Origin of the sequence: Pimelobacter simplex, assembly GCF_024662235.1 — a bacterium.
Taxonomy (GTDB): domain Bacteria; phylum Actinomycetota; class Actinomycetes; order Propionibacteriales; family Nocardioidaceae; genus Nocardioides.
Window position 1 is genome coordinate 3,766,277 of the sequence record NZ_CP096276.1, and the last position, 20,181, is coordinate 3,786,457.

The window sequence follows — 20,181 nt, forward strand, 5'->3', positions numbered from 1 at the left end:
CCTCACGTGTACCAGGACGGCGCGGGCAGCTCGCCGAGCAGCGCGTAGCGGCCCACCTCGGCCCGCTTGTGCGCGATCGGGTCGTGCAGGCTGTGCGTGCGCAGGTTGCGCCAGTGGATGTCGAGGCCGACGCTGCTCGCGGTGGCGCGGGCGCCGGTGACGTCGTACACCCGGGTGGCGACCTCGAGCCCGACGTCGATGGCGACCTGCTTGGCCGCGGCGATGACGACCTCGGCCTCGCCGCGCTCCTGCGGGGTGACCGTGTCGGCGTGCGCGTTGATCGCCTCGATCAGGGTGGCGGCGCGCTCGGCGAGCGCCTCGGCGGCCCAGAGCTTGGCGCGCAGGTCGCCGTAGGTCTCCAGGATGTAGAACTCCTGGCTCGCCGACTCCTTGACGTCGGGCGTGTAGGGCCAGGGTCGCGTCCGGTCCCGCGTGTACGTCGCCGCGGTGGCCAGCGCGCCCTCGGCGATGCCGAGGTAGAGGTTGACGAAGATCAGCTGGATGAGCGGCACGTTGAGGGTGTTGTAGACCCGCGGCCGGAACTCCCAGCCGGCGTCCGTGCGCACGTAGCCGGCCGCCGCCTCCCACGGCACCCGCACGCCGTCGATGACGACGCCGCCGCTCTCGGTGAGCCGCTGGCCCAGCGTGTCCCAGTCGCCCTTGAACCGGATCGCCGGCTGGTCGGTCGGGACGATGGCGAAGACGTGCCGGTCGGTGCCCTCGATGACACCTTCGAGCACGGTGACGTCGGAGACGCGGCCGCCGGTCGAGAACGACTTCTCGCCCCGGAACACGAGCGTCTCGCCCTCGTCGGCGATGACCAGGTCGGCGTCACGCGGGTTGACCGCGCCGCCGAAGAACCACTGCTCGCGGGTGGCCTGCTCCTCGACCACGGCGATCTGCTCGGGGGTGCCGACCAGGCGGACCGCCCAGAACCACAGGTAGTGGTAGCCGAGCAGCTGCCCGATCGACCCGTCGCCGGCACTGACCGCGCGGATCACGCGCAGCGCCGTCGTCCAGTCCTGGCCGGCGCCGCCGTGCTCGACCGGGCCGAGCAGGGTGACCAGGCCGGACTCCTTGAGCAGCCGCACCTCCCCCGTCGGTACGGCGAGCGCCCGGTCCCGCGCGACGGCGTCCGCCGCGAGCGTGGTCGCCACCTGCCGGGCGCGGTCGAGCCAGCCGTCGGGCGTGGTGGGGCGGTCGGTCCACCCGCCGGCGGCGGTGCCGGCCGGGACGGTGAGATCAGCGGTCATGAGAGGGCTCCTGAGACGAGGGGGTCGGGTGAGCGGGTCCGTGTTACTGTTTGTCTACAGACTTACTGCACTATTGGTCGTCTTCAAGGGCCCCGGCCCACGGCGTCACCGATGGACGTGAAAGGGAGCACCGATGCGGATCGAACAGCTGGAGTACCTCGCCGCCGTCACCCAGCACGGATCGCTGCGACGGGCGAGCGAGAAGCTCCACCTCTCCCAGCCCGCGCTGAGCGAGGCCCTCACCAAGCTCGAGCGCGAGCTGCGGGTCACCCTCCTCGACCGGCGGCGCTCCGGTGCCCGGATCAGCCGGGAGGGTCGCGAGCTGCTCCCCTACATGGTCGAGGTGCTCGCCGCCGTCGACCGGCTCAAGATCGCGGCCGGCGACCAGCGCACCGACACCCGGGTGATCCGGGTCGGCACGGTGCACGCGGCGACCTCGACCCTGCTGGTCCCCGCGGTCCGCTCGTTCCAGGAGCGCCACCCCGGCACCACCGTCGAGGTGCTCACGCTCCAGCAGGCGCAGATCGACGAGGCGCTCGCCGAGGGCACCCTCGACCTGGGCCTGGTCAACGTCCTCGACGGCGACGACCCGCCGATCGGGCTCGACGGGATCGACCTGCTGCACGGCCGGCCGGTCGCCGTACTGCCGGCGGGGCACCCGCTCACCGCGCGCCCCCAGGTCACCCTGGACGAGCTGCGCCAGGAGCGCTTCGTGATGATGCGCGCCGGCTACGTCATGCACCGCTTCGTGCACCGCGCCTTCGGGCCCGAGGTGCCGCCGGCCGCGCACAGCACCGACGGTGCCGAGATGGGCAAGGCACTCGTCGCCGAGGGCGTCGGCGTCACGGTGCTGCCTGACTACTCGGTGCTCGGCGACCCGCTGCACCGCGTCGGCATGATCGAGGCGCGCCCCATCGCCGGCGACAACACGTTCGTCACCCTGCAGCTGCGCCAGCGCAAGACGCTCCAGCAGCCGCTCCCCGTGCGCGAGCTGCAGAACGCGCTCGCCGCCCGGGCCGCCGAGTACCGAGCGAGCCGGGCGGCGTCCTGACGCCGGGTGGGGGCGAGGGTCAGCGCACCTTCTTGGTGGCCGCCGAGGCCTTGACGACGGTCGTGTAGCCGGCGCGCGTGGCGGTCACCCGCACGCTGACGCGCTTGCCGCGGTCGGCCATGGCCAGCTTGTACGTCGCCCGCGTGGCGCCCTTGATGACCTTGCCGTTGCGCAGCCACTGGTAGCGCAGCGTCGCCGTGGGCGCCCAGGTGCCGGGCTTGGCAGTGAGCTTCTTGCCGACCTTGGCGGTGCCGGCGACCCGGGGCGTGGGCGTCGTGGTGAAGGTCCCGGTGACCGCGGCGGTCGCCGCCGAGGTCCTGTCCTCGGTGACGTAGCCCGCCTTGGTCCCGGTCACCCGCACCGTGATCCGCTGGCCGGCGTCCGCGGCGGTGAGCCGGTAGGTCGTCCCGGTGGCGCCCGCGATCGGGCTGCCGCCACGGAGCCACTGGTAGGCGAAGGACGGCGCCGGGTCCCAGGTCCCGGTGACCACGGTCAGCGTCTGGCCGACGATCGTGCGCCCGGTGACGGTCGGCGCCGGGGCCGCGGCGAACGGGGCGGGCACGGCACCGGCCGGTGCGGAGGTCTCGGCCGCGGTCGTGTAGCCGGGCAGCGTGCCGGTGACCTTGACGGTGACCGTCGTACCGGCGTCGGCGGCGGTGAGGACGTACGTCGAGGAGGTGGCGCCGGCGATGACCGCGCCGTCGCGCAGCCACTGGTGGGCCAGGGTGACCCCGGCCGGACCCCAGGTCCCGGCGTGCGCGGTCAGCGTGGCGCCGACCGCGACCTCACCCGAGACCGTCGGCGTCGCCGTGGTCAGCGTGCCCGGCTGGACCGCCGCCGTCGCGACCGACGTCCTCGACGAGCTCTGGTAGCCGCTGAGCGAGCCGGTCACCTTGACCGTGATGGCCTTGCCCGCCTGGGCCGCGGTCGGGACGAAGCTCGCCCCGGTCGCGCCGTCGACCTTGACGCCCCCGGCGAGCCACTCGTAGGCGAACGACGGGGCCGGCGTCCAGGTACCGGTCTGCGCGGTCAGCGTCCGGCCGACGACGGCCTGCCCGGTGATCGCGGGCGTCCCCGGGGCGAGCACGCCCTGGACGGTCGCGGTCGGGTCGGAGGTCCGGGCCACCGGCGGGTAGCCGCCGGCGAGCGTGCCGGTCACCTTGACGGTGATCTTCGTGCCACGATCCGCCTCGACCAGCTGGTACGACGGCGCGGTCGCGCCGCTGATGACCGCACCGTCGCGCAGCCACTGGTGCGCCAGGGTGACGCCGCTGGGGGCCCAGGTGCCCGCCTGGGCGGTGAGCGTGGAGCCGACGACGGCGGAGCCGGTCACGGTCGGCTTCGGGCTGGTGGTCACGCCGCCGCCGATGGTGGTCTGCGCGGACACCCGCAGCGTTCCGGGGCAGCAGCTGCCGCTCACCGTCATCCGGAGCTCGACGGCGGCGCCCGCCATCGCGTTGGTGACCACGAGGTTGCTGTTGGCGAGGTCGTAGGTGCCGCCGACCTGCTTGCCGTTGACGTACCACGACGCCATCGGCTGCGTGCCGGCCGGCGCGAACGTCATCGCGCCGCGGTTGACGCTCAGCGTGGTGCCCGGCATCGGGTCGCCCACGATCGCGAGCGTGCCGGTCATCGTCGGCGTGGTGGCGCCGACCGGCCCGACATAGCTGGTCTCCGTGGCGGAGCGGTGGTCGGCGAGGGTTCCGGTGACCTCGACCAGGAGCGTCTTGCCGGCGAGGGCCGCGGTGGGCTTGTAGGTCGCGCTCGTCGCTCCGGCCACCGGCGTCCGGTTGCCGACGTCGTCGTAGGTCACCCACTGGTAGGTGAGCGCCACGCCCTCGGGCCCCCACACCCCCGGGCGGACGGTGAGCGGGACGTCGACCTTGGGGGCGCCCTCGACCCACGGGCTGCCCGGGGACAGCGACTTGCCGGCAGGCGGCAGCGCGACATCGCCCGTCAGCACGGACTGCTGCGCGGTCGGGGTCCAGGCGGTCGCGCCGGCGAGCGTCGGCGAGTTCACCCAGCACCGGTCGCCGTAGCGCACGGGACGGGTGTTGTAGTCGTAGTCGTCGTCGTAGAAGCAGACCTTGTAGGCCTGGCCCGGCACCGGGTTCCAGTCCGTCCAGTCGATCGCACCGTTGGCGTCGGTCAGGAGCGGGCCCATCTGGAGGCCCTGGTCCCAGGCGCCGGTGGCCGGGTCCTGCTGGAAGACGTTCCAGCGGACGTTCTCGAGGGGGGCGTTGCCCTCGGTCACGGCGCGGAGCTGGACCTTCGGCTCGCCGGCCGCCTGGGCTGCCGACGGCGGGAGCAGGAGCGTCGTGGCTCCCAGGGCGAGCGCCACCAGGGCGCGCGACATCAGCTTCATCTTCATCCCTCGCGAGAGCACGGCCGCCACCCACCGGGCGACTCGCTCCACTTCTACCCAGGCGCCGAGGCGCGCCCACCCGCGGAATCCGCGGATCCGGGGATCCGGGGATCAGCGCAGCGGGTAGCCCTGGACGAACTCCGTGAGCCGCGCGAGCTGGTCCGGGTTCGTGCTCGGGATCACACCGTGACCGAGGTTGAAGATGTGGCCGCGGGCGGCCCGGCCGGCCTCGATGACCTCGCCCGCGCGGGCCGTCATCACCTCGGTCGGCGCGAACACGAGCGTCGGGTCGAGGTTGCCCTGGACGGCGCGGTCGCCGACGAGCGGGATGGCGCGGTCGAGCGGCGTACGCCAGTCGACGCCGACCACGTCGGCGCCGGCCTCGCCCATGAGGTCGAGCAGATTCGACGTACCGACGCCGAAGTGGATGCGCGGCACGCCCAGCTCGCCGACCCGGGCGAGCACCCGGGCCGAGTGGGGCTGGACGTAGCGGACGTAGTCGGCCGGCGTCAGGGCGCCCGCCCACGAGTCGAAGAGCTGGACGGCGGAGGCGCCCGCGGCGACCTGGGTCTCGAGGAAGACGGCCGAGATGTCGCCGATCTTGCGCATCAGGGCGTCCCACACGTCGGGCTGGCCGAACATGAGCGCCTTGGTCTTGGCGTGCTCCTTGGACGGCCCGCCCTCGACCAGGTACGACGCCACGGTGAACGGCGCCCCCGCGAAGCCGATGAGCGGCGTCCCGCCGTTGATCCCGGCCAGCTCGCCGACCAGGCCCTGGACCGCCTCGGTCACGAACCCGATGTGCTCGGGGGTGAGGTCGGGGATCGCCGCGACGTCGTCAAGGGTCCGCACCGGGTTCGCCACGACCGGCCCGACGCCCGGGACGATGTCGAGGTCGACGCCGACCGCCTTGAGCGGCAGCACGATGTCGGAGAAGAAGATGGCGCCGTCGACGCCGTAGCGGCGCACGGGCTGGAGCGTGATCTCGACGATCAGCTCGGGGTCGGCGCACGCGTCGAGCATGGCGACGCCCTCGCGGACCGCGAGGTACTCGGGGAGCGAGCGGCCCGCCTGGCGCATGAACCACACCGGCGTGTGGTCCACCTCCTCACCGCGGGCGGCCCGGATGAGGGCGCTGTCGGCGAGCGGACGGGGGGCAACGGCGTCGGTCACGGGGTCCAGGCTCTCAGGTGACCGGCGTGGGACGCACATCGATCGCCCGGTTCGCCCTAGGGTGAGGCCATGGTCGCCCGGCAGGAGACGAGCCAGGGGTCCGGCACGGCCGGCACGCCCCCGGAGTTCGCTGCTGCCGTCGAGAGCCTCCGCACCGCCGCGTTCCGGCCCGAGGTGTTCTGCGAGGAGATGCCGGCCCCCCAGCGGATCGCGCCCTACGCGACCGCGCTCTCGGCCGACGTGACCGTCGACGACGATGAGGTCGCCACCGGGCGCCTCGTCGTCCTGCACGACCCGGCCGGCAACGACGCGTGGGAGGGCACCTTCCGCTGCGTGGCCTACTGCCGGGCCGAGATCGACCACGACCTGGCCACCGACCCGATGCTCGCCGACGTGGGCTGGACCTGGCTCACCGACGCGCTCGACGCCCACGGGGCCGAGAACGTCGCGGTCTCCGGGACCGTCACCCGGGTGGCCACCGAGAGCTTCGGCACGATGGCCGGCGAGCCGGGCAGCGCCCAGCTCGAGATCCGCGCCTCCTGGACGCCGGTCGACCCCGGCGACCTCGCCACCCACGCCGAGGCGTGGGGCGAGCTCCTGTGCACCGCCGGCGGCCTGGAGCCCGTGCCCGAGGGTGTCGCCGTGATGCCCTCACGCCGCGGCCAGCGAGGTGGCGCCGGCTGATGGCCGACGAGTCCACGGACCAGCCGAGCGCCCCCGCCGAGGCCGCACCGGTCGCCCTGCTGACCCTCTCCGAGGGGCTGCCGCCCGTCATCGACACCCCCGACGCCCTCGCGGCCTACTGCGCCGCGCTCGCGGCCGGGTCGGGTCCGGTGGCGATCGACGCCGAGCGGGCCTCCGGCTACCGCTACTCCAACCGCGCCTACCTGATCCAGATCAAGCGCGAGGGCGCGGGCATCGGCCTGATCGACCCGATCGCGTTCCCCGACCTGGCGCCGCTGGCCGAGGCCATCGGCGACAACGAGTGGATCCTCCACGCCGCCACCCAGGACCTGCCCTGCCTGGCCGAGGTCGGCCTGTACCCCTCCGCGCTCTTCGATACCGAGCTGGCCGGGCGGCTGCTGAACTACCCCCGCGTCGGGCTCGCCACCCTGGTCGAGGTGCTGCTGGAGCGGCACCTGCGCAAGGAGCACTCCGCGGTCGACTGGTCGACCCGCCCGCTGCCCGACCCGTGGCTCGAGTACGCCGCCCTCGACGTCGAGGTGCTCGTCGAGCTCCGCGACCTGCTGAGCCGCCAGCTCGACGAGGCCGGCAAGGCCGACTGGGCGCGCCAGGAGTTCGAGCACCTGCGCGGCTTCCAGCCGACCGTCCGGGTCGACGCGTGGCGCCGTACGTCGGGGCTGCACAAGGTCCGCGGCCGTCGTACCCTCGGCGCGGTGCGGGCCCTGTGGGAGACCCGCGACCGGATCGCCCGCGAGCGCGACGTGACGCCCGGCCGGCTGATCCCCGACGCCGCCGTGGTGGCCGCCGCGACCGCGATGCCCACCAGCCGCGGCGCGCTGCTCTCGACCCAGGGCTTCCACGGCCGGGGCGCCTCGCGCTACGCCAACGAGTGGCTGGCCGCCCTGCGCACCGCCGCCGAGCTGCCCGAGGACGAGTTGCCCACCCGGGTCTCCCACGGTGACGGCCCGCCCGCGCCGCGGACCTGGGCCGACAAGGACCCGGTCGCCGCCCGCCGCCTCGAGCTGGCCCGGGCCGCCGTGGCCACGATCTCCGAGGAGCGCGAGGTCCCCCTCGAGAACCTCCTCACCCCCGACAGCCTGCGCCGGGTGATGTGGGCGCCCCCGAGCACCCGCGACCCGGTCGAGCTGCTGGAGGCGGTCATCGACCAGCTCCGCGGGCTCGGCGCCCGCAGCTGGCAGGTCGGGCTGACCGCGCCCGCGCTCAGCCGGGCCATCCTCGACGCCGAGGCGGCCAAGGCGGCCAAGGTGGCCAAGGACTCCTCGGCGCCGAAGGCCCCCGCGAAACGGAAGGGTCAGTCCCGCTTGGCGTCGTCGGTCGCCGAGCCCGAGGGCGAGGCCGGCGGCGTACCCGTGGACGACTCGCCGTCCGAGGGCTCCTCGGACGAGTAGTCCGGGTCGAGCAGGATCCGCGACTTCTCGTCGATCGCTCGCAGCGACTCCTGCAGGTCCTGCAGGTCCGGCGTGGTGAACAGCAGCGCCTCGAGGTCGGGGGCGACCAGCGTGGCCAGCTCGCTGCCGTGCTCCATCAGGGGCGGCAGCACGATCGCGCGCACCGCGTTGGTGAACACGGTCGCGTGGGCCGGCTGGAGGTCGGGCTGCTGGAAGTCCGAGGACAGCGCCACGGTCAGCTTGGCCGGCTGGAGGTAGCCGGTCTCGGAGACCCGGGCCACCGCCTCGTCGCTGACCAGGTAGGTCATGAAGTTGGCCGACGCCTCGGCCCGCGCGGGACGGCCGTGGGCCAGGCAGATGCCGTTGACCTCGCCGACGGTCTGGTTCGAGCCGAGCGAGGGCATCGGCATGACGTCGAAGTTGAGCCCGTCGGTGGCCCGCAGCTCGGGCGTCAGCGAGCGGAAGCCCGGCAGCATGGCGAGCTTGCCGCGCTTGAACCAGTCGACCGCCGAGCGCTGGGCGAGCTGGCGCGAGCTCAGCGTCAGGCGCGGGTCGCGGAGCAGCTCGAGGGTCTGGCGCAGGGCGTCGGTCGAGCTGTCGTCGCTCAGCGCCAGGCTGGTCGGGTCGGTCTCGTCGTCGTACATCTTGCCGCCGCCGGAGTAGACGAACGGCGCCAGCCCGCGCAGCGACGGGTCGATGTAGACCCCGCGCGTCTTGCGCCGGGGCCGGCTCGCGAACTCGGCGGCCGCGCGGAACTGCGCGAAGTTCCAGCCCGAGTGGTCGTCCTTGGGCGTGGGCAGGCCGTCGGCCGCCATCGCCTCGAAGTCGACGAGGTCGGCGTTGTAGTACATGACCATCGGCGAGATCGTGTAGGGCAGGCACTGCAGGTCGTTCTCGACCGAGAACGCCGCGACCGCCTCCCGCGCGAAGTCGTCGCCGATCGGGATCTCGCGCTCGGTGACCAGGTCGAGCAGCGGGCGGTTGCGCTTCTCGGCCATCACCTCGGCCAGGTCGTTGCGCGGCAGCAGGTAGAGATCGGGCGTGTCGGCACCGCCGCGGACGTCCTCGAGCATCGCGGCCGCGCTCGGCCACGAGCGCACCTCGACCCGGGTGTCCTTGCTGCTGGCGTTGTAGTCGTCGACCACCGCCTGGTACGCCGCGATCTCGGCCTTGTTGCCCCAGACCCCGAACTCGAGGTCGGTCCGCTTCACCGTCGGCGGGTGCTCGACACGCGGCTTCTCGCGCTCGCTGACGTCGGCCAGCACGATCATCCCGATCAGTACGACCAACGCCACCGCGGTCACGACCGCGCCCGTCCGCCAGGTGAAGCCACGCACGCTCGTCCTACCTCCATCACTCGCACATCACTCGCACCAAAACCGTCGCCACCCTACCCGTGGGTTCGGCATCACCCGACGTGTCGGTGGACACTGGACGACATGTCCGAGCCCCGCCGCCACCACCGGCCCGCACCACGCGAGGCGGCGTTCTTCGACGAGTACGCCGACGGCGTCGACCCCGCGCTCCTCACCGAGGCCGCCGAGCGGGCCGCCGTCCTCCTGGTGCGCGGCGCGCACTCCAGCACCGACACCGGCGTCGCCGAGCGCCTCGTCCACCTCGCCGACACCGAGGGCATCGAGGCCCTCGCCGAGGTCTGGTCCCACGCCCCCGCCGAGACCCTCGCCGGCTGCCTGTGGCGCCTCTACCTCCTCCGCTCCTGGGTCTACGCCGACGCCCTCGGCGTCGCCCGCCAGTTCGAGGCCGGCCGCCGCCACGCCGAGTTCGCCCGCGTCGTCGCCGGCGTCGCCGACCCGCCCGGCCCCGACGAGCTGCGGCACATGGTCGACGAGGTCCTGCGCGGCATCGCCGAGGGCGACTTCGCCGACGTCCTCTTCCGCGCCGCCGCCTTCGCCCGGGTCGTCGCCGCGGGCCGGGGCGCCCTTGCGGACGTCCCCGCCGACGACGTACGGCGGATGCTCGACCTCGCCGAGCAGCTCGAGGCCGCCGGACACCTGGAGCTTTCGCATCGACTGGCCTGAGGGCCTAGACTGGGCACTCGAGCACGCCGGGCCGCGGCAGCCCCGGGTCCCAATTTCAGCCGCTACGAGCGGCCCTGCGCCGTGAGGCGCTCCCGGTCCGGCGTGCTCCTACTACTTGGGGCGAGCGCGTCTCCGGCCGCACGAACGGCAGCAAGCTGCCCCTAGAGCGCGTCGAACGCCTTCCGGATCCGCACGTCCGACACCGGTCCGTCCGTCCCTAGGTGCTGGGCCCACAGCGAGACCCGGTACTCCTCCAGCATCCACCGCAGCGCCCGCAGCGCCGCCCCCGGCGGCCGTCCCTCGGGCAGCGCCGCCACGCGGGCCAGGTAGGCCTCCTGGAGCGGCTGGACGATGTCCATCCGCTGCCGGTCCTTGACCAGGGCGGCCGGGCCGCCGTTGTCGAGGGCGACCCGGCGCTCGCGCATGGCGAGCAGCCAGATCCGCAGCCGGCGCAGCCGGGCGGTGCCGAGCTCGCCGACGAAGCCGTCGTGGACGAGGCGGCCGAGCTGGGCCTGGAGGTCGGCGAGCGCGGGCAGGAGCGGGAGGTCGGCGCGGCCGCTGAGGAGGCGGTCGACCTCGCGCCAGGTCTCCAGGACGCGCAGGAGCTCGGCGAGGGTCTCGCGCACCGAGGCGGCGGCCGTGGCGCGCAGGGCGGTGAGCAGGGTGTCGAAGTCGGCGGCGGTGAAGACCGCGGGCCGGGCGTCGACGGCGTCGGTGACGACGGCGCGCAGGCAGTCGGCCACCAGGTCGGCCGTCGACCCGTACGGCGTGCCGGCCAGGCCGAGCTTCTGGGCGTTGCTCAGCCCGTCGACGACGCCTGCGAGCGGCTTCGAGCCGAGCCCCAGCAACGCGAGCCGTACGACGCCCAGCCGGTGCCGCGCGTCGCGCTCGTCCGCGGACCCCGACACCTGCAGACCCACCGTGGTGCCCTCGTCGACCAGGCCCGGGTAGGCCTCGACCTCGTGCCCGGCCCGGGTCCAGGTCGCCGTCACCGGGATCTCGTCGAAGACCCAGCCGGTCTCGCCGGTCCGGGCGACGCCGGAGTCGGAGGCGACCGCCTTCATCGCCTTGTCGAACTCCCCCGCCAGCGGCGCCTTGAGCTCGGTGAGCGACTTGCCGCGGCCCTGGATCTTGCCGCTCTCGTCGACGACGCGGTAGGTCGGCTTGAGGTGCTCGGGCAGGGCGCTGAGGTCCCAGGCCTCGCGGGGCACGTGCACGCCGGTGGTCGAGCGCAGGTAGCGCTCCAGCGCAGTGAGCAGCGCCTCCTCCCCCGCCGGTACGGCGGCCAGGAACTCCCGCGCCGTGTTGGGCGCCGGCACGAAACTCACCCGCAGCGCCTTGGGCAGGCTGCGGATCAGCTCGGTGACGAGCTCCTCGCGCAGCCCGGGCACGATCCAGGAGAAGTCGTCGTCGTCCACGCGGTTGAGCGTCGCGACCGGGATGTCGATGGTCAGGCCGTCGTCGCGCGCGCCCGGCTCGAAGTGGTAGCTGATCGGGAAGGTCAGCCCGCCGGCGACCGACCACGCCTCGGGGTAGTCGGCCTCGCGCACCTCGTCGGCGCGGTCGTGGGTGAGCATCGCGGGATCGAAGTCCAGCAGCCGGGCGTCGGCCCGCCGGGCGTCGCGCCACCAGCGGTCGAAGTGGGCGCCGCTGACGATGCCGGCCGGGACCCGGGCGTCGTAGAAGTCGAAGAGGGTGTGCTCGTCGACGACGATGTCGCGGCGCCGGGCGCGGTGCTCCAGCTCCTCGGCCTGCTCCAGGAGCCGCTTGTTGTCGCGCAGGAAGTGGTGCCGGGTGTCCCACTCGCCGTAGACGAGCGCGTGCCGGATGAAGATCTCGCGGGAGAGCTCGGGGTCGACCTTGCCGTAGGTGACGGCACGATCGGCGGCCAGCGGTACGCCGTACAGCGTGACGCGCTCGCGGGCCATGACGGCCTGGCGCTTGCGGGACCAGTGCGGCTCGGAGTAGGTCCGCTTCACCAGGTGCGCCCCGAGCCGCTCGGCCCAGCGCGGGTCGATCGCGGCGTTCTGGCGGGCCCAGAGCCGGCCGGTCTCGACGAGCTCGCCGGCCATCACGAAGGGCGGGTTCTTCCGGGCCAGGCCGGAGCCGGGGAAGATCGCGAACTTGGCGCCACGAGCACCGAGGTACTCGCGGGGTCCGGGCCGGCGACCGTCCTTGCGGGCCGCACCCGGCTTGGGCTTCTCGCGCTCCTCGAGGACGCCGACGTGCGAGAGCAGTCCGGAGAGCAGCGCCTGGTGGATGCCGTCGGCGTCGGGGGTGTCGGCCGGGGCCTCCAGCCGGACGCCCATCTCCTTGGTCACCTGGCGCAGCTGGGCGACGAACTCCTGCCACTCGCGCACCCGCAGGTAGTTGAGGTACTCCCGCTTGCACATCCGCCGGAACGCGCTGCCCGACAGCTCCTTCTGCTGCTGGCGCAGGTGCCGCCACAGGTTGAGCCAGGCGAGGAAGTCCGAGCCCTCCGCCTTGAACCGCGCGTGGAGCTGGTCGGCCTGCGCCTGCTCCGCCGGCCGGTCCGCGCCGGGCCGCTCACGCGGGTCCTGGAGCGAGAGCGCGGCCACGATGACCAGGACGTCGCGCACGCAGCCCAGCCGTTCGGCCTCCAGCAGCATCCGGCCCAGGCGCGGGTCGATCGGCAGCCGGGCCAGGCGGCTGCCGATCTTGGTCAGCTGGCCCTCGCGGCCGGACGCGGCGACGGCGCCGAGCTCCTCGAGCAGCTGGGTGCCGGCCTGGACGTTGCGCCGGTCGGGCGGCTCGACGAACGGGAAGGCGGCGATGTCGCCGAGCCCCAGCGAGGTCATCTGCAGGATGACGGAGGCCAGGTTGGTGCGCAGTATCTCGGGATCGGTGAACTCGGGGCGGGACTCGAAGTCCTCCTCGGAGTACAGCCGGATCGCGATGCCCGCCGCGACCCGGCCGCACCGCCCGGAGCGCTGGTTGGCCGAGGCCTGGCTGATCGGCTCGATGGGCAGCCGCTGGACCTTGGTCCGCGCGGAGTAGCGCGAGATCCGGGCGACGCCGGTGTCGATCACGTAGCGGATCCCCGGCACCGTCAGCGACGTCTCCGCGACGTTCGTCGCCAGGACGACGCGCCGCCGCGAACCCTTGGCCGGCGCGAAAACGCGGTGCTGCTCGGCCGCCGAGAGCCTGCTGTAGAGCGGGAGGACGTCGACCCCGCGGATCCCCTCCCCCAACGGCGCGAGCGCCTCGGCGGTGTCGCGGATCTCCCGCTCGCCCGGCAGGAAGACCAGGATGTCGCCCTGCCCCTCCGCCGACAGCTCCTTGACCGCGTCGACGATCGCCTCGGTCTGGTCGCGGACGATCGGCTCGCCGTCCTCGTCGTCCTCGGGCAGGTCCATGAGCGGCCGGTAGCGGACCTCGACCGGGTACGTGCGGCCGGAGACCTCGATGATCGGGGCGTCGTCGAAGTGCCGGGCGAAGCGGTCCGTGTCGATGGTCGCGGAGGTGATGACCAGCTTGAGATCGGGCCGCCGGGGCAGGAGCTGCTTGAGGTAGCCGAGCAGGAAGTCGATGTTGAGGCTGCGCTCGTGCGCCTCGTCGATGATGATCGTGTCGTAGCGGCGCAGCAGCCGGTCGCGCTGGAGCTCGGCCAGCAGGATGCCGTCGGTCATCAGCTTGATCCGGCTCTGCTTCGAGGTCCGGTCGGTGAACCGGACCTGGTAGCCGACCAGGTCGCCGAGCTCGGTGCCCAGCTCGGAGGCGATCCGCTCGGCCACCGAGCGGGCCGCGATCCGCCGGGGCTGGGTGTGCCCGATCATCCGCGCCCGGCCGTCGGGCCCGGGCGCGCCGCGCCCCAGCTCCAGGCAGATCTTCGGGAGCTGGGTGGTCTTCCCGGAGCCGGTCTCGCCCGCGACGATGACGACCTGGTGGTCGCGGATCGCGGCGGCGATGTCCTCGCGTCGGGCACTGACCGGCAGGTCGGGCGGGTAGGTGATGTCCACAGCGGGACCATCCTCCCATCCGCCCGAGCGCGACGGCCACGCAGTTGTGCGCGGCCGGCCGCTCAGCCGTCGCCGACGCTGCGCAGGGGCGTCCCCGCGGTACGGCCGTAGGCCAGCTCGGCCGGGAAGTCGTCGGCGTCGCTGAACGAGATGATCACCACGCTCCGGGGGAACTGGGCGACCACCTGGGAGGTCGTGCCGTCGGTCGCCGTACGGGCCCGGCGGGCGCCGTCGATGGCGAGCGGCTCGCAGGTCCAGCCCGCGGCGCAGTCGGTCGCACCGGCCCAGCGCCAGGACGGGGCGTGCGCGATCGCCACGTGGCGGTAGCGCTCGATACCGTGGACCGACTCGATCACCGCGGCGAGAGCGCTCAAGTCGACGACCGTGAGGTCGTCCGGGCCGACCTCCCCGGTGCGGACGCCGCCCACCCGCAGCTCGTCCACCAGGGACCGGAGGTCCTGGGCGGCCGGCGGCGCGACGGGGGCTGCGGGGACCGCGGGAGCCGCGGGGTCCACCGAGGTGACCGCTCCGGGTCCGCCGCCGGTGAGGGCGATGCCACCGATGGTGACGGCGACCGCCGCGGTGCCGGCCACGGCCGCCAGCCGGCGGCGGCGCAACCGCCCGCGCCCCCGTCGTACGTCCTCGGCGGGGGCGACCGGCGGCACCGGGGCCCGGTCGCTCAGGTGGTGCAGCCGGTCGGTCAGCAGGTCGGTGTCGTTCACGAGCTCTCCTTGGTCAGGTCCTCGGCCAGCACCTCGCGCAGGGTCGCCAGGGCGACGGAGGTCTGGCTCTTCACGGTTCCGGTGCTGACGTTCAGGTCGGCGGCGGTCTCCTCGACGGAGAGGCCCCACCAGTGGCGCAGGACCACGACCCGGCGCTGGCCGGCTGGCAGGCGCCGCAGCGCCGACCACAGCGCGTCGTGCTCCTCGACCGCGTCCCCGGGGCCGGCGACCGCCTGCTCGGGCAGGGCGTCGCCGGCGGCGGCCTCGCGCCGCCACGGGCGCCGCCCCTCGTCCACGTGGGCGTTGACGATCGCCCGGCGCACGTAGGCGTCGACCGACGCGGCCCGCTGCACCCGCGGCCACGCGACGTACAACCGGGTCAGCGCGGCCTGGACCACGTCCTCGGCCCGGTGCGGGTCGCCGGTCAGCAGCCACGCGGCCCGGAACAGCTGGGGCCGGCGGGCGCCGACGTACGCCGCGAACGCCTCGTCCCGCGGGGTCATCCGGCTCCTTCCGTCGTCCTCACCTGTCTTGTTGACGTAACGGGCCGCGGATCGGTTGGGAGCGACCCGGCGTGGGTTACCGTGGACCACGATTGTCTGACAATCCGCTGACGGAGGGGTCCGATGAGCAGTACCGCCGACCGTACGATCACCCCGCGACGGACCGCCGAGGAAGTCGCCCGCGCCGAGGCGCGCACCGCGCACAACTACCACCCGCTGCCCGTCGTGCTCACCCACGGCGAGGGCGCCTGGGTGACCGACGTCGACGGCCGCCGGTTCCTCGACATGCTGGCCGGGTACTCCGCGCTCAACTTCGGGCACGCTCACCCGCGCCTGGTCGCCGCCGCGCACGCCCAGCTCGACCGGCTGACGCTCACCAGCCGGGCGTTCGTGCACGACCGCTTCGCCGACTTCTGCGCCGGCCTGGCCGACCTGTGCGGCAAGGACCTCGTGCTGCCGATGAACACCGGAGCCGAGGCCGTCGAGACTGCCATCAAGGTCGCCCGCAAGTGGGGCTACGAGGTCAAGGCGGTCCCCGCCGACAGCGCCCGCATCGTCGTCGCCGCCGGCAACTTCCACGGCCGGACGACGACCATCGTCGGCTTCTCCGACGACCCCGACGCCCGCGGGGGCTTCGGCCCGTTCACCCCCGGCTTCGACCTCGTCCCCTTCGGCGACCTCGCCGCCGTCGAGGCCGCGATCACCCCCAGCACGGTCGCCGTCCTGGTCGAGCCGATCCAGGGCGAGAGCGGCGTGGTCATCCCGCCCGCCGGCTACCTGGCCGGCCTGCGCGCCCTGTGCACCCGCGAGCGGGTGCTGCTCGTCGCCGACGAGATCCAGTCCGGCCTCGGCCGTACCGGCGCGACCTTCGCCTGCGACCACGAGGACGTCGTACCCGACCTCTACGTCCTCGGCAAGGCCCTCGGCGGCGGCATCGTCCCGGTCTCCGCGGTCGTCGGCGACCGGGACGTGCTCGGCGTACTGCGCCCGGGCCAGCACGGCTCGACGTTCGGCGGCAACCCGCTCGCCTGCGCCGTCGGCACCGAGGTGGTCGAGATGCTTCGCACCGGCGAGCACCAGGCCCGTGCCGCCGAGCTCGGCGTCGTCCTCCACGACCGGCTCACCGCCCTGGTCGGCAAGGGCGTCGTGGGCTTCCGCTCCCGCGGCCTGTGGGCCGGGATCGACATCGACCCCGCCCTCGGCACCGGCCGCGACGTCTGCGCCCGGCTGCTCACCCACGGCGTGCTGGCCAAGGACACCCACGGCTCGACCATCCGGCTCGCGCCGCCGCTGGTGATCTCGGCCGACGACCTGCACTGGGGGCTCGACCAGCTCGAGGCCAGTCTCTGAGCAGAGCCTGACTCAGCCGCCCAGGTCGGCCACGAGCCGCTCGGCGAGGGCCTCGGACGACTGCGGGTTCTGGCCCGAGTAGAGGTGTCGGTCGACGACCGTGTGCGGACGCAGCGGCAGCCGCGCCTTGGAGTACACGACGCCGGCCTCCTTCATCCGGTCCTCCAGCAGCCAGGGCGCCTTGCGCGCGAACCGGTTGAGCAGCTCCTCGCGGTTGGACAGCCCGGTCATCCGGTAGCCGGCGAACGCCGACGTGCCGTCGGCGCGGTTCGCGGCGAGGATCGCGGCCGGCGCGTGGCACAGCAGCGCGAGCGGACGGCCGCTGTCGAGGCGGTGGGCCAGCAGGGCACCGGACACCGGGTCCACGGCGAGGTCCTCCATCGGACCGTGCCCGCCGGGGTAGAACACGAGGTCGTAGGCGTCCGGGTCGACGTCGGCGAGCACTGCGGGGCGGGCCAGCACGGGCGCCAGCGTGTCGAGCCGCTCCTGGAGCCGGCGACGCTTGCCCGGCAGGCCGCCGGCGATGCCGAGGCTGAGCCGGTCGACCGTCGGGGCCACCCCGCCGGGGGTGGCGACGGTGATCTCCCAGCCGGCGGCCTCGAAGATGCCGTGGGGCACGACGAGCTCCTCGGCCCAGAAGCCGGTCGGGTGCCGGGTGCCGTCGGTCAGGGTCCAGTGGTCGGCGGCCGAGACGACCATGAGCACCGAGGTCATCGGACCGCCTCCCGCACCGAGGTGGGCACCGGCAGGTGCAGGGCGAGCTGTCCCTCGGTCATCACGTCGAGGCGCACGGCCCGGGTCGGCGCGAGGGAGCGCAGGTCGTCGGAGACCCGCCCCTCCCGCAGCCGCAGGTCGAGCCCGCGCGGCAGGCTGCGGCTGCCGGAGGCCAGCACGTTGACCTGGCTCTGCGTCGCGTGCCACGCCCCCGCGAGCGTCGTGTACGACGTCAGCGTCGCCACGTGCTCGCCGCTCGCGCGGCTCCGCTGCCGCGGGGTCGCGACCGACAGAGCGACGTCGGTGCCGCCGTCGTCGTTGGCCACCCGGGCCGTCGTACGGCGGGCGTCGATGTCGACGTCGAGCCCGGTGACCCACTTCGGGAAGCCGTAGCCGTCGTGGCCGCGCACCTGGGCGATCTCGGTGCTCACCGGCAGCGCGAGCACGTAGGAGTGCAGGTGGTCGTTCTTCAGGCCCGCGACCAGGTCGACCAGCCCGAGCCGGCCGTGCCGGGCGGGCCGCACCGCGATGCCGAGACCGGCCTCGGTGTAGAAGTCGATGTCGCACACGTCGTACCGGAAGAGCATGAGGGAGACCAGGCCGACGCCCGGCGCCACCTCCAGCGGCGCCAGCTCGGCCGGGAGCCGGGTGCGCAGCGCCCGGGTCGGGGCGAGCATCGTGACCCGCGCGGTCGCGATCCGGTAGTAGAAGTTCGGCGTCAGCGTCGGGCCGATCGGCGAGTCCACCCGGCTCTTGGGCACGCCCCGGAAGAAGTCCACGCCGCTGACCCGCGGGTCGCGGGCGACCTCGTCGAGGTCCGTCGCCATCCGGTAGCGGTCGTAGAGACCGCCCCGCGGTACGGCGACCGTGCGGCCGCCGAGGTCGACCTCGACCGTGCTCGGGGTTGTCGCGGGCATGCTGTCCTCCTCGAAGATGTGTGCAGTGCTCACATCAGCATGACCGCCGATGTGAGCACTGTCAACACCCCAGGTCGCCTCAGCCCGGAAGAGCCCCCACCGCCGCGAACGCCGCCCGCACCCGGGCCGCGACCTCGTCCGGCCCGGTCGCCGCGAGCTTGCCGTCGAGGTAGAGGCAGGCCAGGCCGTGCGCGAGCCCCCAGCCGGCGTCGGCGAGCGCGGCGGCGTCCGCCCCCGGCACGACCTGGGCCAGCGCCTGGGCGAGGAGCTCGTTGAGCTCGGCCGCCGCGCGCACCCGCTCGTCGTCGGCGTCGTCGCAGGGGTTGCCGAACATCAGCCGGAAGAGCGCGGGCCGGCGCAGCGCGAAGGCGACGTAGGCGACGCCGAACTCGGCCAGGTCGTCGAGCGAGGCCGGCAACTCCCGCCCCGGCCCGGCGACGAGGTCGGCCCGTAGGTCCCGGAAGCCCTCGACCGCGAGCGCCGACTCGAGCGCGTCGCGATCAGCGAAGTGCCGGTAGGGCGCGGTCGCCGAGACCCCGGCGCCGCGCGCGACGGCGCGCAGCGAGAACGCCTCGCCGCTCTCGAGCATCTGCATCGCCGTCGCCAGCAGGGCGGCCCGGAGGTCGCCGTGATGGTAGCCACTCTTCTCCGATGTTGACACTGCTTACTTTCGCCTCCTACGCTCGGTGAGCACTGTAAACATACCGCACCGGGAGGTTGCGATGTCGTCCCCGTCCCCCTTGTTCGCACCGCTCACGCTGCCCAGCGGCGCCGTGCTGCCCAACCGGATCGCCAAGGCCGCCATGGAGGAGAACCTCGCCGCCCCCGGCCAGCTCCCGGGCCCGCGCCTGGTGCGCCTGTACGAGCGGTGGAGCCGAGGCGGCGCCGGCCTGCTCGTCACCGGCAACGTCATGGTCCACGCGGCGGCGCTGACCGGCCCGGCGGGCGTCGTCCTCGACGAGCACAGCCCGCTCTCCCCCTTCCAGGACTGGGCACGGGCGGCGCGCAGCGGCGGCGCGCGGGTGTGGATGCAGGTCAACCACCCCGGCCGTCAGGTCCAGGCCGACATGCCCGGAGTCGCCTGGGCACCCTCCCCCGTCCGGGTCGACATCGGCCGCAACAGCAAGCGGCTGGCCGCGCCGGCCGCGATGACACCCGAGCAGATCGAGGCGACCGTCGCCCGGTTCGCGACCACCGCGCGCCGCGCCGAGGAGGCCGGCTTCGACGGTGTCGAGATCCACGCCGCGCACGGCTACCTGCTCTCGCAATTCCTCTCCCCGCTGACCAACCGGCGTACCGACGCGTGGGGCGGCTCCCTGGACCACCGCGCCCGGCTGCTGCTGGACGTCGTCCGGGCCACCCGCGCCGCGGTCGCGCCCGGCTTCGCCGTCGCGGTCAAGCTCAACTCCGCCGACTTCCAGCGCGGCGGCTTCGACGCGGACGACGCCCGCGCGGTCATCGACCTGCTGGCCCCGCTCGGCGTGGACCTGGTCGAGCTCTCCGGCGGCAGCTACGAGAGCCCGGCCATGACCGGCAACGCGGCGGAGCCCGCCGGCGGCCCCGGCTCCGGCTCCGGCTCCGGCTCCGGCGATGAGCGCACCCGCGCCCGGGAGGCCTACTTCCTCACCCTCGCCGAGCAGCTCGCCGCGACCAGCCCGCTCCCCCTGATGCTCACCGGCGGGATCGTCCGGCGGCCGGTCGCCGAGGAGGTCCTGGCCGGCGGCATCGACCTGGTCGGCATGGGCAGCGCCCTCGCCGTCGACCCGGACCTGCCCGCGAAGTGGCGGACCGCCGACGGCGCGGAGGCCCAGGTCCGGCTCGCCCCGGTCACGATCACCGACAAGGCGGCGGCCTCCGCGGCGAGCATGGCGCGGATCCGCTACCAGCTGCGCCGGCTCGGGCGCGGGCGTCGTACCCGGCCGGGGATCGACCCGCTCGCCGCCTACCTGCGCGAGGTGCCGCTGCGCCGGCGCGCGCTGCGCCGCTACCGCACCTGGCTCGCCGCCCGTCCGGCGTGAGCC

16 protein-coding genes are annotated in these 20,181 nt (G+C 74.0%); 6 read left to right on the forward strand and 10 right to left on the reverse strand.

Going from position 1 to position 20,181, the window contains the following annotated elements:
• Positions 1–2: 2 nt before the first annotated feature.
• Positions 3–1,253: an acyl-CoA dehydrogenase family protein gene (locus tag M0M48_RS18570; protein ID WP_257752254.1), complete on the reverse strand. Its 1,251-nt coding sequence runs from the start codon at positions 1,251–1,253 to the stop codon at positions 3–5.
• 133 nt (positions 1,254–1,386) lie between these two features.
• Between M0M48_RS18570 and M0M48_RS18575 the strand changes: the two genes are divergently transcribed.
• The gene (locus M0M48_RS18575) at positions 1,387–2,304 is read left to right on the forward strand and encodes a LysR family transcriptional regulator (protein WP_215814465.1); all 918 of its coding nucleotides are present in this window, start codon (positions 1,387–1,389) and stop codon (positions 2,302–2,304) included.
• Between the two features lie 19 nt (positions 2,305–2,323).
• On the opposite strand, the gene M0M48_RS18580 is transcribed toward M0M48_RS18575, so the two are convergent.
• Entirely contained in the window at positions 2,324–4,675 is a 2,352-nt protein-coding gene (locus M0M48_RS18580) for a hypothetical protein (RefSeq protein WP_257752255.1), read from the reverse strand.
• 105 nt (positions 4,676–4,780) lie between these two features.
• Positions 4,781–5,881 carry a uroporphyrinogen decarboxylase gene (hemE, locus tag M0M48_RS18585; protein WP_215814463.1) on the reverse strand — a complete coding sequence of 367 codons (1,101 nt, stop codon included), beginning with the start codon at positions 5,879–5,881 and terminating at the stop codon, positions 4,781–4,783.
• Positions 5,882–5,911: 30 nt separating this feature from the next.
• On the opposite strand from hemE, the gene M0M48_RS18590 reads away from it, so the two are divergent.
• Both M0M48_RS18590 and M0M48_RS18595 read left to right on the forward strand, forming a co-directional pair.
• The gene (locus M0M48_RS18590; RefSeq protein ID WP_257752257.1) at positions 5,912–6,526 is read left to right on the forward strand and encodes a DUF3000 domain-containing protein; all 615 of its coding nucleotides are present in this window, start codon (positions 5,912–5,914) and stop codon (positions 6,524–6,526) included.
• On the forward strand, positions 6,526–7,935 hold the full coding sequence (locus tag M0M48_RS18595) for a ribonuclease D (protein WP_257752258.1): 1,410 nt from the start codon (positions 6,526–6,528) through the stop codon (positions 7,933–7,935). Before M0M48_RS18590 ends, M0M48_RS18595 begins: the two co-directional genes overlap by 1 nt.
• Here the strand turns inward: M0M48_RS18595 and M0M48_RS18600 are convergent.
• Positions 7,839–9,272, reverse strand: a complete 1,434-nt coding sequence (locus M0M48_RS18600; RefSeq protein ID WP_215814460.1) for an extracellular solute-binding protein — start codon at positions 9,270–9,272, stop codon at positions 7,839–7,841. The genes M0M48_RS18595 and M0M48_RS18600 overlap by 97 nt on opposite strands.
• A gap of 102 nt (positions 9,273–9,374) precedes the next feature.
• Here M0M48_RS18600 and M0M48_RS18605 point away from each other — a divergent pair, with 102 nt between their 5' ends.
• Positions 9,375–9,974, forward strand: coding sequence for a hypothetical protein (locus M0M48_RS18605; RefSeq protein WP_252373156.1), 600 nt, complete (start codon positions 9,375–9,377; stop codon positions 9,972–9,974).
• A 161-nt stretch (positions 9,975–10,135) separates the two neighbouring features.
• On the opposite strand, the gene hrpA is transcribed toward M0M48_RS18605, so the two are convergent.
• From hrpA to M0M48_RS18620, 3 genes are all read right to left on the reverse strand, one after another.
• Positions 10,136–13,954, reverse strand: a complete 3,819-nt coding sequence (gene hrpA / locus M0M48_RS18610; RefSeq protein WP_257752259.1) for an ATP-dependent RNA helicase HrpA — start codon at positions 13,952–13,954, stop codon at positions 10,136–10,138.
• A gap of 62 nt (positions 13,955–14,016) precedes the next feature.
• Entirely contained in the window at positions 14,017–14,676 is a 660-nt protein-coding gene (locus tag M0M48_RS18615; protein WP_257752260.1) for a hypothetical protein, read from the reverse strand.
• Entirely contained in the window at positions 14,673–15,179 is a 507-nt protein-coding gene (locus M0M48_RS18620; protein ID WP_257752261.1) for a SigE family RNA polymerase sigma factor, read from the reverse strand. The genes M0M48_RS18615 and M0M48_RS18620 overlap by 4 nt, the downstream gene beginning before the upstream one ends.
• Before the next feature lie 123 nt (positions 15,180–15,302).
• On the opposite strand from M0M48_RS18620, the gene rocD reads away from it, so the two are divergent.
• Positions 15,303–16,529 carry an ornithine--oxo-acid transaminase gene (gene rocD, locus M0M48_RS18625; RefSeq protein ID WP_257752262.1) on the forward strand — a complete coding sequence of 409 codons (1,227 nt, stop codon included), beginning with the start codon at positions 15,303–15,305 and terminating at the stop codon, positions 16,527–16,529.
• 12 nt (positions 16,530–16,541) lie between these two features.
• Here rocD and M0M48_RS18630 read toward each other — a convergent pair whose 3' ends face one another.
• The 3 genes from M0M48_RS18630 to M0M48_RS18640 all read right to left on the reverse strand — a co-directional run bounded on the left by M0M48_RS18630 (position 16,542) and on the right by M0M48_RS18640 (position 18,755).
• Positions 16,542–17,243, reverse strand: a complete 702-nt coding sequence (locus M0M48_RS18630) for a type 1 glutamine amidotransferase domain-containing protein (RefSeq protein ID WP_257752263.1) — start codon at positions 17,241–17,243, stop codon at positions 16,542–16,544.
• Positions 17,240–18,160, reverse strand: a complete 921-nt coding sequence (locus tag M0M48_RS18635; protein ID WP_257752264.1) for an acetoacetate decarboxylase family protein — start codon at positions 18,158–18,160, stop codon at positions 17,240–17,242. Before M0M48_RS18635 ends, M0M48_RS18630 begins: the two co-directional genes overlap by 4 nt.
• Positions 18,161–18,239: 79 nt before the next feature.
• A complete protein-coding gene (locus M0M48_RS18640; RefSeq protein ID WP_257752265.1) occupies positions 18,240–18,755 on the reverse strand; it encodes a TetR/AcrR family transcriptional regulator in 516 nt (171 codons plus the stop codon).
• A 127-nt stretch (positions 18,756–18,882) separates the two neighbouring features.
• Here M0M48_RS18640 and M0M48_RS18645 point away from each other — a divergent pair, with 127 nt between their 5' ends.
• On the forward strand, positions 18,883–20,178 hold the full coding sequence (locus tag M0M48_RS18645) for an NADH:flavin oxidoreductase/NADH oxidase family protein (protein ID WP_257752266.1): 1,296 nt from the start codon (positions 18,883–18,885) through the stop codon (positions 20,176–20,178).
• Positions 20,179–20,181 lie beyond the last annotated feature (3 nt).